At 55.2% G+C, this 15581-nt stretch carries 16 protein-coding genes; 12 read left to right on the forward strand and 4 right to left on the reverse strand.

Annotation, left to right across the window (positions count from 1 at the left end; translation table 11 throughout):
- Positions 1 to 147: 147 nt before the first annotated feature.
- Entirely contained in the window at positions 148 to 465 is a 318-nt protein-coding gene (gene metJ, locus OVA10_RS02710; protein WP_015960995.1) for a met regulon transcriptional regulator MetJ, read from the forward strand.
- A gap of 42 nt (positions 466 to 507) precedes the next feature.
- Here metJ and OVA10_RS02715 read toward each other — a convergent pair whose 3' ends face one another.
- Both OVA10_RS02715 and rpmE read right to left on the reverse strand, forming a co-directional pair.
- Complete coding sequence (locus OVA10_RS02715) at positions 508 to 1188, reverse strand: oligogalacturonate-specific porin KdgM family protein (protein ID WP_102105676.1); 681 nt, start codon at positions 1186 to 1188, stop codon at positions 508 to 510.
- A 317-nt stretch (positions 1189 to 1505) separates the two neighbouring features.
- On the reverse strand, positions 1506 to 1718 hold the full coding sequence (gene rpmE, locus OVA10_RS02720) for a 50S ribosomal protein L31 (protein WP_015960996.1): 213 nt from the start codon (positions 1716 to 1718) through the stop codon (positions 1506 to 1508).
- Between the two features lie 273 nt (positions 1719 to 1991).
- Here rpmE and priA point away from each other — a divergent pair, with 273 nt between their 5' ends.
- The 7 genes from priA to rraA all read left to right on the forward strand — a co-directional run bounded on the left by priA (position 1992) and on the right by rraA (position 9998).
- Positions 1992 to 4187, forward strand: coding sequence for a primosomal protein N' (gene priA / locus OVA10_RS02725; RefSeq protein WP_268195166.1), 2196 nt, complete (start codon positions 1992 to 1994; stop codon positions 4185 to 4187).
- A gap of 130 nt (positions 4188 to 4317) precedes the next feature.
- Complete coding sequence (gene cytR, locus OVA10_RS02730) at positions 4318 to 5343, forward strand: DNA-binding transcriptional regulator CytR (protein ID WP_100778380.1); 1026 nt, start codon at positions 4318 to 4320, stop codon at positions 5341 to 5343.
- Positions 5344 to 5436: 93 nt separating this feature from the next.
- The gene (gene ftsN / locus OVA10_RS02735; protein WP_123429947.1) at positions 5437 to 6468 is read left to right on the forward strand and encodes a cell division protein FtsN; all 1032 of its coding nucleotides are present in this window, start codon (positions 5437 to 5439) and stop codon (positions 6466 to 6468) included.
- A 92-nt stretch (positions 6469 to 6560) separates the two neighbouring features.
- A complete protein-coding gene (gene hslV, locus OVA10_RS02740) occupies positions 6561 to 7091 on the forward strand; it encodes an ATP-dependent protease subunit HslV (protein WP_100778378.1) in 531 nt (176 codons plus the stop codon).
- A 9-nt stretch (positions 7092 to 7100) separates the two neighbouring features.
- Positions 7101 to 8432: an HslU--HslV peptidase ATPase subunit gene (gene hslU, locus OVA10_RS02745; RefSeq protein ID WP_268195169.1), complete on the forward strand. Its 1332-nt coding sequence runs from the start codon at positions 7101 to 7103 to the stop codon at positions 8430 to 8432.
- A 67-nt stretch (positions 8433 to 8499) separates the two neighbouring features.
- The gene (gene menA, locus OVA10_RS02750) at positions 8500 to 9420 is read left to right on the forward strand and encodes a 1,4-dihydroxy-2-naphthoate polyprenyltransferase (protein WP_107702617.1); all 921 of its coding nucleotides are present in this window, start codon (positions 8500 to 8502) and stop codon (positions 9418 to 9420) included.
- A 92-nt stretch (positions 9421 to 9512) separates the two neighbouring features.
- Entirely contained in the window at positions 9513 to 9998 is a 486-nt protein-coding gene (rraA, locus tag OVA10_RS02755; protein WP_100778375.1) for a ribonuclease E activity regulator RraA, read from the forward strand.
- A gap of 111 nt (positions 9999 to 10109) precedes the next feature.
- Here rraA and zapB read toward each other — a convergent pair whose 3' ends face one another.
- Entirely contained in the window at positions 10110 to 10355 is a 246-nt protein-coding gene (zapB, locus tag OVA10_RS02760; RefSeq protein ID WP_100778374.1) for a septal ring assembly protein ZapB, read from the reverse strand.
- A 393-nt stretch (positions 10356 to 10748) separates the two neighbouring features.
- On the opposite strand from zapB, the gene OVA10_RS02765 reads away from it, so the two are divergent.
- From OVA10_RS02765 to fpr, 4 genes are all read left to right on the forward strand, one after another.
- Positions 10749 to 11594 carry an MIP/aquaporin family protein gene (locus OVA10_RS02765; RefSeq protein ID WP_100778373.1) on the forward strand — a complete coding sequence of 282 codons (846 nt, stop codon included), beginning with the start codon at positions 10749 to 10751 and terminating at the stop codon, positions 11592 to 11594.
- 21 nt (positions 11595 to 11615) lie between these two features.
- Positions 11616 to 13124 (forward strand): glycerol kinase GlpK, encoded by a 1509-nt coding sequence (gene glpK, locus OVA10_RS02770; RefSeq protein ID WP_268195172.1) that lies wholly within the window; start codon positions 11616 to 11618, stop codon positions 13122 to 13124.
- 98 nt (positions 13125 to 13222) lie between these two features.
- On the forward strand, positions 13223 to 14233 hold the full coding sequence (gene glpX / locus OVA10_RS02775) for a class II fructose-bisphosphatase (protein ID WP_268195174.1): 1011 nt from the start codon (positions 13223 to 13225) through the stop codon (positions 14231 to 14233).
- Positions 14234 to 14329: 96 nt separating this feature from the next.
- A complete protein-coding gene (gene fpr, locus OVA10_RS02780) occupies positions 14330 to 15076 on the forward strand; it encodes a ferredoxin--NADP(+) reductase (RefSeq protein WP_100778370.1) in 747 nt (248 codons plus the stop codon).
- Here the strand turns inward: fpr and OVA10_RS02785 are convergent, their stop codons facing one another.
- The gene (locus OVA10_RS02785) at positions 15077 to 15496 is read right to left on the reverse strand and encodes a DUF805 domain-containing protein (RefSeq protein ID WP_100778369.1); all 420 of its coding nucleotides are present in this window, start codon (positions 15494 to 15496) and stop codon (positions 15077 to 15079) included.
- Positions 15497 to 15581 lie beyond the last annotated feature (85 nt).

Here is a 15581-nt window from a genome sequence, read left to right on the forward strand (position 1 = left end):
TAAAATTACATGCTTTAGGACACGCCGCCGACGCAATATCCGTGTCACGGTATCGTCCTTACGGTAAACTACGCGAGATTACGGTTAAAAGCCTTATCAAAGGTAAGGTTTTAGCCTTTATTAATGACAAAGAGGATTAAAGGTCTCATGGCTGAATGGAGCGGCGAATATATCAGCCCATACGCTGAGCACGGTAAGAAGAGTGAACAAGTAAAGAAAATTACGGTTTCCATTCCTCTGAAGGTGTTGAAGATCCTCACCGATGAACGCACGCGTCGTCAGGTGAACAACCTGCGTCACGCGACCAACAGCGAACTGCTGTGCGAAGCATTTCTGCATGCGTTTACTGGTCAGCCGTTGCCGAACGATGAAGACCTGCGCAAAGAGCGTAGCGATGAAATCCCGGAAGCGGCGAAAGTGATCATGCGTGAACTGGGTATCGACCCGGATACGTGGGAATACTAACTGCGGTGTGATCCCGCTGAGGTGACTCAGCGGGATGGTTTCTTAGAAGTTGTAGCCCAGGCCGACACGCAGACGCGTCTGGCGATCGTCGCTGGTGGCCGTGTTATAGCCTGAAGAGACGTTGCCCACTTCGATAAACGGGATCCATGAGTCGATGTTATAAGCCACGCGGAAGTTATATTCGTAATCTTCTTTTTTATTGTTATACAGATCTTCGTTGTCGGCGAACTTATAAATTCCGTTCAGTTCGAACATCCAGTTATCAATATTATAACCTAGCCACATTTCCGGGCGATAAACCATACGGTCATCTTTACCATCCGCGTTACGGCGTGTGTATTCTGTACGATAACGGAAAGCCGTCCACCAGCTGTCATTAATATTATATTGCACGCGCAGATAAGGCTTATAAATGGTCATGTCGTCACCCATTTCTACAGCGACGCCCGGTTGCCAGATAAAATTTTGCCAGGTGAACTGATAGCTGGCGGTATATTCGTTGCTGTTACTTTCCATATTATTAAGCGCGTCGTTAGACTGCTTCTCATCGGAGCGAGATACCGCCTCCACAGCCACTCCAAATCCAGTGCCAAAGCGATGTGACATGTACACACGGTCGTAGTTACGCCCGTCGTCATAATACTCGTGTCGGTAATCAACGTATCCCGCTTGCGCCGCACAAGATAATAATGGCAGCACAAATAACAGTTGCTTCATTTTCATAACAGTTCCCTCGAAATAAACGCGCCCTGAAAGCCATTGCAGATGAAATGGCAAATAAGAATTTATGTCGAGCGAAGTGTAATTTTACGCAATGAGGGAAACCTTTTATTTTTTGACACACAAAGAAAAACAATGGCAAAGAATTAAAGAATACGAAGATTCAGTTCACTAACCGTTAAAGAATACACCAGACGAATATATTAAATACGACAGTACCTGGTTATTTATTTTTAAGATAAATATTAAATGCGGATTTATTCAGGAAGGATATTACAGGCACAAAAAAAGCGCCTTTCGGCGCTTTTTTTTCGGGTAGCTTATTTAGCGCCCGGGATGCTGAAACGCTTGTTGAAGCGGTCAACACGGCCACCGGTTGCAACATCACGCTGCTTACCAGTGTAGAACGGGTGGCATTGACCACAAACGTCCAGGTTCAGATCGTGACCCACTGTAGAGCGGATTTTGATCGCGTTACCGCAAGAGCAGTTTGCAGTAATAAAATCGTATTTCGGGTGAATATCTTTTTTCATGGGGAGAACCTCAGTTAAGGCCGCGTCGCTCTTCCAGCCCTAACGCCAGACACCACGCGATGTTAATAATTGCCCGTAGCCTTCCTCGCCGCTTCTGCGTTAGCTGCATTCCAGCAGCGCGAAATCTTCGGGTAATAGCTATTTTGATGCGGATAAACCTACACCAAAGGCGGCGAATCATACAGAATTCAACCAGCGTATGCAAACTGATCCGCACGCCTACAGCAACTAATGTGTATACTAACGCGCCACTTTTCAAGTCAGGAAGATTCGATGCCCGTCGCTCACGTTGCCCTGCCCGTTCCGCTTCCCCGCACCTTTGACTATCTGCTGCCCGACAGCATGAGCGTCAAAGCGGGCTGTCGCGTGAGCGTGCCCTTTGGTAAGCAGCAGCGCGTCGGGATCGTAGTATCGGTAAGCGATAAAAGCGAGCTGCCCCTCAACGAACTGAAAGCCGTGGTCGAAGTTCTGGACGACGAGCCAGTTTACTCGTCCAGTGTCTGGCGACTGCTGCTGTGGGCCGCAGATTATTATCATCACCCGATTGGCGACGTGCTGTTCCACGCCCTGCCGATTCTGCTGCGTCAGGGCAAAAGCGCCAGCCACGTGCCGATGTGGTACTGGTTTGCCACCGAGCAGGGCCAGGCCGTGGATATCAACAGCCTTAAGCGCTCTCCTAAACAGCAGCAGGCGCTTGCCGCGCTGCGTCAGGGAAGGATTTGGCGTCATCAGGTGACTGACCTGGATTTTAATGACGCGGCACTGCAAGGGTTACGCAAGAAAGGTCTGTGCGAGCTGGCCAGCGAATCCCCGGCGCTGGTGGACTGGCGCACCGGGTTTTCCGTGGCGGGCGATCGCCTGCGTCTTAACACCGAGCAGGCCACCGCCGTAGGGGCCATTCACAGCGCCTCCGACCGTTTCTCTGCCTGGTTACTCGCGGGCGTCACCGGGTCCGGTAAGACTGAAGTCTATCTGAGCATTCTCGAAAACGTGCTCGCTCAGGGCAAACAGGCGCTGGTGATGGTGCCGGAAATCGGCCTCACGCCACAAACTATCGCCCGTTTTCGCGAACGCTTTAACGCCCCGGTGGAGGTGCTGCACTCCGGTTTAAACGATACCGAGCGCCTCAGCGCCTGGCTGAAAGCCAAAAACGGTGAGGCCGCCATTGTGATTGGCACCCGTTCATCGCTCTTTACACCCTTTAAAAATCTTGGCGTCATCGTGATCGACGAAGAGCACGACAGCTCCTATAAGCAGCAGGAAGGCTGGCGTTATCACGCTCGCGATCTGGCGGTGTATCGGGCGCACAGCGAGCAGATTCCGATTATTCTTGGCTCAGCAACCCCTGCGCTGGAAACGCTGCACAACGTGCGTCAGCGCAAATATCACATGCTGCGTCTGACGCGCCGCGCGGGAAATGCACGCCCGGCGACGCAGCACGTGCTGGATCTAAAAGGTCAGCCGGTGCAGGCGGGGCTGGCTCCCGCGCTCATCAGCCGGATGCGTCAGCATTTACAGGCCGATAACCAGGTGATTCTGTTCCTGAACCGCCGTGGGTTCGCGCCAACGCTGCTGTGCCACGACTGCGGCTGGATTGCCGAGTGCCCGCGCTGCGATCACTACTACACCCTGCACCAGGCGCAGCATCATCTGCGCTGCCACCACTGTGACAGCCAGCGCCCGGTGCCGCGCCAGTGCCCGTCGTGCGGCTCCACGCATATGGTGCCTGTGGGTCTGGGTACCGAGCAGCTTGAACAGGCGCTCGCGCCGTTCTTCCCCGGCGTACCGCTGTCGCGTATCGATCGCGATACCACCAGTCGTAAAGGGGCACTTGAACAACAGTTGGCCGAAGTGCATCGCGGCGGCGCGCGTATTCTGATTGGTACGCAGATGCTGGCCAAAGGCCATCACTTCCCGGACGTGACGCTGGTGGCATTGCTGGATGTCGATGGCGCACTGTTCTCCGCCGATTTCCGTTCCGCCGAGCGCTTTGCCCAGCTCTATACCCAGGTTGCAGGGCGCGCCGGACGTGCCGGAAAACAGGGCGAAGTGGTGTTGCAAACCCATCATCCTGAACATCCGCTGCTGCAAACCTTGCTGCATAAAGGCTACGACGCGTTTGCCGAGCAGGCGCTGGCCGAGCGTCAGACCCTGCAGCTGCCGCCGTGGACCAGCCATGTGATTATCCGCGCCGAAGATCATAACAATCAGCAGGCCCCGCTTTTCCTGCAGCAGCTTCGCAATCTGCTGCAGGCCAGCCCGCTGGTGGACAATCAGCTGTGGATATTAGGCCCGGTCCCGGCGCTGGCCCCTAAACGCGGTGGCCGCTATCGCTGGCAGATTCTGCTCCAGCACCCGTCGCGTGTACGTCTGCAACACGTCATCAGCGGCACGCTGGCGCTGATCAATACCCTGCCCGAGGCGCGCAAAGTGAAGTGGGTTCTCGACGTCGATCCGATTGAAGGTTAACGATTACTGCGAGAGTGATCGAAAAATTTAACGCACCTCACACTTTTTATGAAAATTCTGTAACCGCTTCCACAAACTATCTGTAAAAATGGATGCGTCAGAAGTTCGGTGGTCCTGCGAGGAGAAGACGTTGAAGTCCAGGAAAGAGGTTGCTTCGGCGACCATGAAAGACGTTGCCCAGAGAGCCAAAGTATCCACGGCAACGGTGTCCCGCGCATTAATGAACCCGGATAAAGTCTCTCAGGCGACGCGTAATCGCGTCGAGCAGGCGGCGCTGGAAGTGGGCTATTTGCCGCAAGCCATGGGGCGTAATGTAAAGCGTAACGAATCGCGTACAATTCTGGTTATCGTGCCGGATATTTGCGATCCCTTCTTCAGCGAAATAATCCGTGGCATTGAAGTGACCGCTGCGGAACAAGGCTATCTGGTGCTGATCGGCGATTGTGCCCACCAGAATCAGCAAGAAAAAACCTTTATTGACCTGATTATCACCAAGCAGATCGACGGCATGCTGCTGCTCGGCTCGCGCCTGCCGTTTGATGCCAGTATCGAAGAGCAGCGCAATCTGCCGCCGATGGTAATGGCGAATGAGTTCGCGCCAGAACTGGAGCTGCCGACCGTCCACATCGATAACCTCACCGCCGCCTTTAACGCCGTGAATTATCTTCAGGAGCTGGGACATAAGCGCATTGGCTGTATCGCCGGGCCGGAAGAGATGCCGCTGTGCCACTATCGCCTGCAGGGTTACGTTCAGGCACTGCGTCGCGCGGGTGTGACGGTCGATCCACATTACATCGCCCGTGGCGATTTCACCCTCGAAGCCGGTGGCCTCGCGCTGGAAAAATTACTCGCGCAACCAGAGCCGCCAACCGCCGTGTTCTGTCACAGCGATGTGATGGCGCTGGGCGCATTGTCTTACGCCAAACGTCGCGGTCTGCGGGTACCAAAAGACTTGTCGATCATTGGCTTCGATAACATTTCGCTCTCCGAGTTTTGCGATCCGCCGCTCTCGACGGTCGCACAGCCGCGCTACGACATTGGCCGCGAAGCGATGCTCTTGCTTCTCGATCAGCTGCACGGTCAAACGGTCAGCAGCGGCTCGCGTTTACTCGATTGCGAGCTGATCATTCGAGGCTCCACACAGGCGCTTACTTAAAGTAAATGTCTTTCAGACTCCCTTATCTGGTCAAAGGCCCGCCGCTTAAGTAACATGGCGGGCTGACGAACGAATAAATACAGCGAAACGATAGTGGCACAACGAGATTATGTACGTCGCGGCCAGCCGGCACCTTCGCGACGCAAAAAGAGCACCTCACGGAGCAAGCAGCGTAGCCTGCCCTCTGTCTCGCCAGCAATGGTCGCGATTGCTGCCGCCGTTCTGGTGGCCTTCATCGGTGGTCTGTACTTTATTACTCACCACAAGAAAGAAGATGCTGAAGCCCTTCAGGGGAACAAGGTCGTAGGCAATGGTTTGCCGCCAAAACCGGAAGAGCGCTGGCGCTATATCAAAGAGCTGGAGAGCCGTCAGCCGGGTGTGCGTGCGCCCACTGAGCCTTCCGCCGGTGGCGAAGTGAAAAACGCCGATCAGCTGACCAACGAACAACGCCAGCTGCTGGCCCAGATGCAGGCCGACATGCGCCAGCAGCCGACTCAACTGAACGAAGTGCCGTGGAATGAACAGACGCCGCAGCAGCGCCAGCAAACCCTGCAACGTCAGCGCCAGGTTCAGCAGCAAGTGCAACAGCAACAACAGCAGCAGTGGACGCAAACGCAGCCAGTGCAGCAGCCTCGTACGCAGCCGCGCGTGACGGAACAACCGTATCAGCAGCCGCAGCAACAAACGCGTACTGTGCAGACTCAGCCAGTTCAACAGCCAGTTCAACAGCCGCCGAAAACGCAGACGCAAAAACCGGCAACGTCGACTCAGCCGTATCAGGATCTGCTGCAAACGCCTGCGCATACCGCCGCGCAGCAGCCTAAAGCGCAGCCACAGCAGAGCGCACCGGTGGCACAGGCAACCGAGGCGCCGAAGCAGACGGCAGAGAAAAAAGATGAGCGCCGCTGGATGGTTCAGTGCGGTTCGTTTAAAGGTGCCGAGCAGGCCGAAACCGTGCGCGCCCAGCTCGCGTTCGAAGGATTTGATTCACGCATTACCACCAATAACGGCTGGAATCGCGTGGTCATTGGCCCGGTCAAAGGCAAAGATAATGCCGATGGGACCATTAGCCGTCTGAAGATCGCCGGCCACACAAACTGCATTCGACTCGCTTCCGGGGGTTGAAACCCCCAAAATCCCCCCCATCTATCATTCTATTCAGCCCCGAGCACAGGCTCGGGGTATCTGTTCCCAATTTGTAACCAGGGGGTCTGCTCGTGACAACAATTGTAAGTGTACGCCGTAACGGCCATGTGGTAATTGCCGGCGACGGCCAGGCCACGCTGGGTAATACCGTCATGAAAGGCAACGTGAAGAAAGTTCGCCGTCTGTATAACGACAAAGTGATCGCCGGTTTCGCTGGCGGCACCGCTGACGCCTTTACGCTGTTTGAACTGTTTGAACGTAAACTGGAAATGCATCAGGGCCATCTGGTCAAAGCTGCCGTTGAGCTGGCGAAAGACTGGCGTACCGACCGCATGCTGCGCAAACTTGAAGCGCTGCTGGCCGTTGCCGATGAAAACGCGTCGCTGATCATTACCGGTAATGGCGACGTCGTTCAGCCAGAAAACGATCTGATTGCTATCGGCTCCGGCGGTCCTTACGCCCAGGCCGCAGCGCGCGCTCTGCTGGAAAATACCGAACTGAGCGCCCGCGAAATTGCCGAGAAGGCGTTGGGTATTGCAGGTGATATCTGCATCTACACCAACCACTTCCATACCATCGAAGAATTGAACTCTAAAGCGTAAGGATCTCCCATGTCTGAAATGACCCCACGCGAAATTGTCAGCGAGCTGAACAAGCACATCATTGGCCAGGATAACGCGAAACGCTCCGTTGCCATTGCCCTGCGTAACCGCTGGCGCCGCATGCAGCTCGACGAAGAGCTGCGCCATGAAGTGACGCCAAAAAACATTCTGATGATCGGCCCGACCGGTGTCGGTAAAACCGAAATCGCCCGTCGTCTGGCGAAACTCGCCAACGCGCCGTTCATCAAAGTCGAAGCCACTAAGTTCACCGAAGTGGGCTATGTGGGGAAAGAAGTGGATTCCATCATCCGCGATCTGACCGACTCTGCGATTAAAATGGTGCGCATTCAGTCGATCGAGAAAAACCGCTACCGCGCTGAAGAGATGGCGGAAGAGCGTATTCTCGACGTGCTGATCCCACCGGCGAAAAATAACTGGGGACAGTCCGAGCAACCGGCTGAGCCTTCTGCGGCGCGCCAGTCCTTCCGCAAAAAACTGCGTGAAGGAGAGCTGGACGACAAAGAGATTGAAATCGATCTCGCCGCGGCACCTATGGGTGTTGAAATCATGTCTCCTCCGGGCATGGAAGAGATGACCAGCCAGCTGCAGTCCATGTTCCAGAACCTGGGCGGCCAGAAGCAAAAACCGCGTAAGCTTAAAATCAAAGACGCGATGAAGCTGCTGATCGAAGAAGAAGCGGCAAAACTGGTGAATCCGGAAGAGCTGAAACAAGACGCTATCGACGCCGTTGAACAGCACGGTATCGTTTTCATCGACGAAATCGACAAAATCTGTAAGCGCGGCGAATCCAACGGTCCGGACGTGTCCCGCGAAGGCGTTCAGCGCGACCTGTTGCCGCTGGTTGAGGGCTGCACCGTGTCGACCAAACATGGCATGGTCAAAACCGACCACATCCTGTTTATCGCATCTGGTGCATTCCAGGTGGCTAAGCCTTCCGATTTAATCCCGGAACTGCAGGGCCGTCTGCCAATTCGCGTTGAGCTGCAGGCGCTGACCACCGAAGATTTCGAGCGCATCCTGACCGAGCCAAATGCCTCCATTACCGTGCAGTACAAAGCGCTGATGGCGACCGAAGGCGTGAACATTGAGTTCACCGAAGACGGTATCAAACGCATCGCACAGGCCGCGTGGCAGGTGAACGAAACCACCGAGAACATCGGTGCACGTCGTCTGCATACGGTGCTGGAGCGTCTGGTGGAAGATATCTCTTATGAAGCCAGCGATCTGAGCGGTCAGAGTATTACCATTGATGCAGATTATGTGAGTAAACATCTGGATGCGTTAGTGGCAGATGAAGATCTGAGCCGTTTTATCCTATAATCGCGCTTAATGTAATTTCATCATCATTGATGGGGGCTACTGCCCCCATTTTTATTGGCTAAATACTATGACTGATATCAGCCGTACTCAGGCGTGGCTGGAAAGCCTGCGTCCTAAGACCTTACCTTTGGCATTCGCTGCCATCGTCGTTGGCTCCGCACTGGCATGGTGGCAGGGGTATTTCGATCCGCTGGTCGCCGGGCTGGCGCTTATCACGGCCGGTTTGCTGCAAATCCTCTCAAACCTCGCCAATGACTATGGCGATGCGGTGAAAGGCAGTGACAAACCCGACCGTATCGGGCCGCTGCGCGGAATGCAAAAAGGGGTGATTACTCAGGCGCAGATGAAGCGCGCGCTGGTTATCACCGTGGTGCTGATCTGTCTGTCGGGTCTGTCGCTGGTGTCAGTGGCCTGTAAAACCACCGCGGATTTCATCGGCTTTATGGTGCTGGGCGGGCTGGCTATCGTGGCGGCAATCACTTACACCGTGGGTACGCGCCCCTACGGTTACATTGGCCTGGGTGATATCTCCGTGCTGGTGTTCTTCGGCTGGCTGAGCGTCATGGGGAGCTGGTATCTGCAGGCACACACGCTGATTCCGGCCATTTTCCTGCCGGCCACCGCCTGCGGTTTACTGGCGACGGCAGTGTTGAACATCAATAATCTGCGCGATATCGACAGCGACCGTCTGAACGGCAAAAACACCCTCGCAGTGCGCTTAGGCCCGGTCAACGCGCGGCGCTATCACGCCGCTCTGCTGATGGGTGCACTGGTCTGCCTGGCGTTGTTTAACCTGATTTCACTGCACAGCATCTGGGGCTGGCTGTTCGTCCTGGCCGCGCCGCTGCTGATTAAACAGGCCCGTTTCGTGATGCGTGAGATGAGCCCTGCCGCGATGCCGCCGATGCTCGAACGCACGGTAAAAGGCGCGCTGCTGACTAACCTGTTGTTTGTCATCGGAATTGTGTTAAGCCAGACGATCGGTTAACTGACAAATATCAATTAACAATTGATGATTTTGCCAACAATGCGTTTCGCGCGATATACTGAACACATTCGCAGCAACCAGACATTAAACCTATGAAATACGATACTTCCGAGCTTTGTGACATCTACCAGGAAGATGTCAACGTCGTGGAACCGCTGTTCTCCAACTTTGGAGGACGGTCATCGTTTGGCGGACAGATCATCACGGTAAAATGTTTCGAGGATAATGGGTTGCTGTATGAACTTCTCGAACAGAACGGCCGTGGTCGCATTCTGCTGGTCGATGGCGGGGGTTCTATGCGTCGTGCGTTAATCGATGCCGACCTTGCCCGTCTCGCCGTGCAAAACGAGTGGGAAGGACTGGTGGTGTATGGCGCGGTGCGTCAGGTGGACGATCTCGAAGAGCTGGATTTAGGCATCCAGGCCATCGCGGCGATTCCGGTCGGCGCGGCGGGTGACGGCATCGGCGAAAGCGACGTGCGCGTCAACTTCGGTGGCGTAACCTTCTTCTCTGGCGACCATCTCTACGCCGACAATACCGGCATTATCCTTTCCGAAGATCCGCTGGATATCGAGTAATAAAAAAGCCGGGTGGCGTTTACGCTTACCCGGCCTACTTTTCTGCGTCACCCTTCCCCTGATGATTTCGCGCGATAGCAAAGCTGCTACGGCGCGAAAGAGGACGGGGAATTAAACTTCTTCCATACGTCCTAACAGCGCCTGCAGACGATCCTGCCAGCCGTTCTGCTGCTCACGCAGCTGGCTGTTTTCGCGCTCGAGCTCTTCACGGCCATGTTGTGCAGCCTGCACTTCCTGCGACAGCGAATTGTTTTTCTCTTTCAGCTCTTCAATTTCCATCTGCAGCAGCGTGATGGTGTCAATCGCCTGCTGTACTTTCGATTCCAGTTTCTCAAACACTTCTAATGACATGGTCATACCTCTCCTGAATTGCAAGGCGACGCTTTAACGAAAACGCGCACGACATATAGTTGTCGATTGTATGGAGCGCCGCCGTCCCTGTCCAGCGGCACACCGCGCAGATTGCGGTTTGCAACACTTTTCGGCCTGGTCCTGGTGCGTTCGCTGCATATACCCCTAAATTGTTAATACTTTAGTTAATGAAATGATTCAGCTCTCATTTGCAAAATGATGCAAAAATGCGCTTTATGGCGCGATAACGCTCATTTTATTGACGCAGCACACACATTTTGATTTCGATATTTCTCGTTTTTGCTCGTTAACGATAAATTAACACCATGTCTACAGGACATCGTGGCCGCTCAGTCGCTGCGCTAACAATAACATTCATCTTTCTTCAGGATTCCGATTATGAGTCAGACATCAACCTTAAAAGGCCAGTGCATCGCCGAGTTCCTTGGTACCGGGTTGTTGATTTTCTTCGGGGTAGGCTGTGTCGCTGCACTGAAAGTGGCAGGTGCCACGTTTGGCCAGTGGGAAATCAGCATTATCTGGGGTCTGGGTGTGGCGATGGCCATCTACCTGACCGCAGGGGTTTCCGGCGCACATCTTAACCCGGCGGTGACCATCGCGCTGTGGCTGTTCGCGTGCTTCGACAAACGCAAAGTTGTCCCTTTCATCATTTCGCAATTTGCCGGCGCCTTTTGCGCAGCGGCGTTAGTTTACGGGCTTTATTACAATCTTTTCATCGACTTCGAACAGACGCATCATATGGTGCGCGGCAGTGTCGAAAGTCTTGATCTGGCCGGTATCTTCTCCACGTATCCGAACCCACATATCAATTTTGTGCAGGCGTTCGCGGTTGAAATGGTGATTACCGCTATTCTGATGGGCGTCATTATGGCGCTGGGCGATGACGGCAACGGCATTCCGCGTGGACCGCTGGCACCGCTGCTGATCGGCCTGCTGATTGCGGTAATCGGCGCATCCATGGGGCCGCTGACCGGCTTTGCGATGAACCCGGCGCGTGACCTTGGACCGAAAACCTTCGCGTTCTTCGCTGGCTGGGGCGATGTTGCCTTCACCGGTGGGAAAGATATTCCTTACTTCCTGGTGCCGCTGTTTGGCCCGATTGTAGGGGCTGCGCTGGGTGCATTCGGCTATCGTAAATTAATTGGTCGCCACTTACCGTGCGACACCTGTGTGGAAGAAGAGAAGGAAACGACCTCTGCCACACAACAAAATGCTTCGCTGTAATCTGACTACGGGACACATACTATGACCGACAAAAAATATATCGTTGCGCTCGACCAGGGCACTACCAGCTCCCGCGCTGTCGTAATGGATCATGACGCGAATATCGTCAGCGTGTCGCAGCGCGAATTCGAACAAATTTATCCGAAGCCAGGCTGGGTTGAGCACGACCCGATGGAAATCTGGGCCACCCAAAGCTCCACCCTGGTCGAAGTGCTGGCGAAAGCCGACATCAGCTCCGACGAAATTGCCGCAATTGGTATCACCAACCAGCGTGAAACGGCAATTGTCTGGGAACGCGAAACCGGCAAACCGATCTACAACGCCATCGTCTGGCAGTGCCGCCGCACAGCGGAGATCTGCGAGAAGCTCAAGCGCGACGGCATGGAAGAGTACATCCGTAATGCCACCGGCCTGGTGGTGGACCCGTACTTCTCCGGCACCAAAGTGAAGTGGATTCTGGACCACGTGGAAGGCTCCCGCGAGCGCGCAAAACGTGGCGAACTGCTTTTCGGCACCGTGGACACCTGGCTTATCTGGAAAATGACCCAGGGACGCGTGCACGTCACCGACTACACCAACGCCTCGCGTACCATGATGTTCAACATCAACACCCTTGAGTGGGATGACAAGATGCTGGACGCGCTAGATATCCCTCGCGCCATGCTGCCGGACGTGCGCAAGTCCTCCGAAGTTTACGGCCAGACCAACATTGGCGGTAAAGGCGGCACGCGTATTCCCATCTCCGGTATCGCCGGCGACCAGCAGGCGGCCCTGTTTGGCCAGCTGTGCGTGAAAGAAGGGATGGCGAAAAACACCTACGGTACCGGCTGCTTTATGCTGATGAACACCGGCGAGAAAGCGGTGAAATCCGACAACGGCCTGCTGACCACCATCGCCTGCGGTCCGAAAGGTGAAGTGAACTATGCGCTGGAGGGCGCGGTATTCATGGCGGGCGCGTCCATTCAGTGGCTGCGCGACGAGATGAAGCTGATCAGCGACGCGTTCGATTCCGAATATTTCGCGACCAAAGTGAAAGACACCAACGACGTGTACGTGGTGCCCGCGTTCACTGGTCTCGGCGCGCCTTACTGGGACCCGTATGCTCGTGGTGCCATCTTCGGCCTGACGCGTGGTGTGAACTCGAACCACATCATTCGCGCCACACTGGAATCCATCGCCTACCAGACGCGCGACGTTCTGGAAGCGATGCAGGCTGACTCCGGCATCCGTCTGCACGCCCTGCGCGTGGATGGCGGTGCTGTTGCGAATAACTTCCTGATGCAGTTCCAGTCCGACATTCTGGGCACCCGCGTTGAGCGCCCGGAAGTCCGTGAAGTGACGGCGCTGGGTGCGGCGTATCTGGCCGGTCTGGCGGTTGGCTTCTGGCAGAACCTGGACGAACTGCAAGAGAAAGCGGTGATCGAACGTGAATTCCGCCCAGGCATCGAAACCACCGAGCGTAACGTTCGCTACAGTGGCTGGAAAAAAGCGGTAAAACGCGCTCTGGCGTGGGAAGATCACGACGAATAAGCCTTATCTGCCCTCTCCCCCGGAGAGGGCATCAAACCGCACCCTCCCCCACTCTGTGATAAACTTCGTGCAATTCCTTTTGACTGCATGAGTATCTGATGAGACGTGAACTTGCTATCGAATTTTCCCGCGTAACCGAAGCCGCCGCCCTGGCGGGCTACAAATGGTTAGGCCGTGGCGATAAAAATATCGCTGACGGTGCTGCCGTCCACGCGATGCGCATTATGCTCAACCAGGTCAACATTGACGGCACCATCGTGATCGGCGAAGGCGAGATCGACGAAGCGCCGATGCTCTTTATTGGCGAAAAAGTCGGTACTGGCAATGGCGACGCGGTGGATATCGCCGTCGACCCAATCGAAGGTACGCGCATGACCGCCATGGGCCAGGCTAACGCGCTGGCAGTCCTGGCCGTCGGTGATAAAGGCTGTTTCCTTAACGCGCCGGATATGTACATGGAAAAGCTGATTGTCGGTCCGGGCGCAAAAGGCGCTATCGATCTCAACCTGCCGCTGGAAGATAACCTGCGTAACGTCGCCGCTGCGCTGGGCAAACCGCTGAGCGAACTCACGGTCACCATTCTGGCGAAGCCGCGCCACGACGTCACCATCGCGCATATGCAGCAGCTGGGCGTGCGCGTGTTTGCTATCCCGGATGGGGACGTAGCAGCGTCAATTCTGACCTGTATGCCAGACAGCGAAGTGGATGTCCTCTACGGCATCGGCGGCGCACCGGAAGGCGTAGTGTCAGCCGCCGTGATTCGCGCGCTGGATGGCGATATGCAGGGCCGTCTGCTGGCACGTCACGATGTCAAAGGCGACAACGAAGAGAACCGTCGTATCGGTGAAGACGAACTGGCGCGCTGTAAAGCGATGGGTATCGAAGCTAACAAAGTTCTGCGTCTTGATGAAATGGCGCGCAGCGATAACGTCATCTTCTCGGCCACCGGTATCACCAAAGGCGATCTGCTGGACGGAATCACCCGCAAGGGCAATATGGCGACCACCGAAACCCTGCTGATTCGCGGTAAATCACGCACCATCCGCCGCATTCAGTCGATTCACTATCTCGATCGCAAAGACCCGAACGTACAGACGCACATTCTGTAGGACAATTTGTTCTAATGAGCTTTCCAGCCGCAGCAGGCTGGAAATCTCTCTCGCAAGAATGGAAGATAGCGTAAGAAAACAGCTCAGGAGAACATCATGGCGGAGTGGGTAACTGGAAAAGTCACAAAGGTAGAATTCTGGACCGATGCACTATTTAGCCTCACCGTGCATGCTCCCATTCACCCATTTACAGCCGGGCAGTTTGCCAAGCTGGGACTGGAGATTGACGGCGAGCGCGTGCAGCGCGCCTACTCTTACGTGAATGCGCCTGATAATCCGGATCTGGAGTTTTACCTGGTCACAGTGCCAGACGGCAAATTAAGCCCGCGACTGGCGGCGCTGAAACCGGGCGATGAAATTCAGATTGTCAGCGAAGCAGCAGGTTTCTTTGTGCTGGACGAAATCCCGGACTGCGACACCCTGTGGATGCTGGCGACCGGCACCGCCATCGGCCCTTATCTGTCGATTTTGCAGTACGGGCGAGATCTGGAGCGTTTCAAAAACATCGTGCTGGTCCATGCCGCGCGGTATGCCGCCGACCTGAGCTATCTCCCGCTGATGCAGGCGCTGGAGAAGCGTTATGAAGGGAAGCTAAAAATCCAGACCGTGGTGAGCCGCGAAACGGCAGAAGGTTCGCTGACCGGACGCGTTCCGGCGCTGATTGAGAGCGGAGAGCTTGAAGCGGCTGTCGGCCTGACGATGAACACCGAAAACAGCCACGTGATGCTGTGCGGTAACCCGCAGATGGTGCGCGACACCCAGCAGTTGCTGAAAGACTCCCGGCAGATGACCAAACACTTGCGTCGCCGACCGGGCCATATGACTGCCGAACACTACTGGTAATCAGCGGAACTTCACTTCCAGCGTGTCTTTACCGTATTTATTCTCGCTCTGGGTGCCGACAAACGCGCCCAGGTCGATAATCGTCATCACAAAGATGACGGTCGGGATCAGTTTTCCCACCACCCACGGAAGAATTGACGGCAACATCGACCAGTTCCCCGCCAGCAGCATCCACGCCAGAATCACCAGCAACGCCCATAGGCCGGACCGGCCACGATCGTGCAGACGTTTGACAATAACCGACGCCGTCGGCCAGAGCAGACACACCAGCGCAAACGCCGCTGTTTGGGTGCCTAACCAGTTGTTATAGGCGAGGCCGAAAAGCACCAGCATCGCGACAATCCACGTGCCAATCCAGATCCAAAAATCACGGCGTCCGATACGCCCTTTGAATGAAAACAACCACTGCTGTATGGTCATGTAAGGTTCCTTATTATCGTATGCCGCGTAGTTTACCCTGGAGTGGTGACTTTTTGACAAGCAGACCAGATATCGTTTTAATCAT

This window comes from Lelliottia sp. SL45 (genome assembly GCF_026672535.1).
In the GTDB taxonomy this organism is placed as follows: domain Bacteria; phylum Pseudomonadota; class Gammaproteobacteria; order Enterobacterales; family Enterobacteriaceae; genus Enterobacter; species Enterobacter nimipressuralis.